This is a genomic window from Eudoraea sp. (genome assembly GCF_049665975.1).
Taxonomy (GTDB): domain Bacteria; phylum Bacteroidota; class Bacteroidia; order Flavobacteriales; family Flavobacteriaceae; genus Eudoraea.
Genome location: NZ_JBATGR010000097.1, coordinates 1 through 1,625, shown reverse-complemented (window position 1 = coordinate 1,625; position 1,625 = coordinate 1). Strand labels below are relative to the sequence as shown.

Here is a 1,625-nt window from a genome sequence, read left to right as displayed (position 1 = left end):
CCCGGAATGAAGTTAGCTGAATAAACGGACCGTTTAATTACGATATAGATCATATTATAATCAATTAAACTCCCATCCAACACCTGTGTTCAAAACATAGTCTAATTCCGGGGTGCCAGCCACTGGTTGGTTATCAAAATTAAAGGCGAATCCTACTTTGATGTAAAAATCCAATGGCAGATCGTATTTAATGTTCAGGTCATAGTCTACTCTATATCTTTTACTTTCTGTGATACTCGGATAAAACTTAATGTTGGTGTCCAGGTCAAAATCTTCAACATTAAACATTGAAAATTTAGCAGCAATTTTCACCTCTGAAGATGTTTTATCCAGGCTTGAATCATCATAGTTTTCCGAATTAAAAACATAAGCAAGACCACCCGCCAGATAGAGTTTAGATGTACTAATAAAAAACCTTCCGGCACCAATATTTGGACTTATCCTGGCTTTAAGAGCCTGCTCTGTATTAGATAGAAATGACACATTACCTATAAGATACCAGTTTCTGGGGAGTAATCGCAGGACATCCAAGTTTGCCTCTGTCCGGGCAATCCGTTCGACATCGTCCTGATTTGACGTCAGAGCGCTTATAGTAAGATCTGACATGTATTTTTTACTTTTATAACCAAATTCCCCACCAAGTGTAAACTGCGTATTATTATTGGCTTTGGCCAGGTTAAATCCAAAGTCTATTCGGGCTTTTACCCTTTTCCAGAATTTTTCTTCAATTTCTTCAAAGTAGAAGATTTCAGTTAAATCAAAATACTCAATGGTCCCGTCTTCCAATGTTATACTAACTTTGCCCTCTTCAGTAGTCCTTATTTTTCCAAATCGACGCCTATTATTGGTAAGCGCAATGAAGTAATTGCGCTGTATGACTAACTTAACTAATTTATCGATTTCAATTTTAAAATCCTTGTCACTATAAGGTGTTTCTACAGTTAACACCCCTGTTTCCAATAATTTTACCTCACCAACCATGGTATCTCCATTTTTAAATACAATAGAGTCATTTTGACCCCATCCATACGTGGTGGTAAAAAGTACAATTAGCAAAAAACACAATTTCCAGTTCATAAATATGGACTACTTACTAAATGCTCAACGCAAATATGATAAGCGATGAATGCTTGAAATAACTATTTCATTTTATGTTTTCTCACAAGTTGGCATGTATTCCTGGAAATGGATCATAAACCATTATTTAGGTGGTTGCACCGGATACTTTTTCATTAATTTTGCTACCCCTTTTGGTATGGTTTTCTGCCTTTTTTTAGGATTTTCATTTATGGTCTTGGTGGAGATACCCTGCCAAATTAATTTTTTTGATTCACTTTCATGGACACTAACAACTAAAGTTCCAACCTCATAATCATTTTCAGAATACGTAGTGGTAGCGGAGCCCATACCCATACCGGCTCCATATCCCATACCATATCCGTAACCCCATCTGCCACCATATCCCATACCACCTGTATAATTGGTGTAAGCCGTTGTACTTGTTTTTTGATCTATTACAAGATATAAGGTTACCGCCAAATCTCCTCCCTGTTCTACAAAGGAGAGATTCCTCATTTCGAATTCTTTTCCAAAACTCTCCAGGATGCGTTTTTTATCCAGATCGT

The 1,625-nt window shown here is 36.8% G+C and carries 2 protein-coding genes; both read right to left on the bottom strand.

Annotated elements, in window-relative coordinates; genetic code table 11:
- Positions 1–60 precede the first annotated feature (60 nt).
- A complete protein-coding gene (locus WBN20_RS03910; protein ID WP_424280771.1) occupies positions 61–1,077 on the bottom strand; it encodes a DUF481 domain-containing protein in 1,017 nt (338 codons plus the stop codon).
- Positions 1,078–1,200: 123 nt separating this feature from the next.
- Positions 1,201–1,625 (bottom strand): DUF4136 domain-containing protein (locus WBN20_RS03905; protein ID WP_424280770.1); only part of this gene is annotated, 425 nt, incomplete at its 5' end.

Coding starts and splice junctions, on each gene's coding strand:
- WBN20_RS03910 (WP_424280771.1), bottom strand. CDS start 1,077: ATGAACTGGAAATTGTGTTTTTTGCTAATTGTACTTTTTACCACCACG.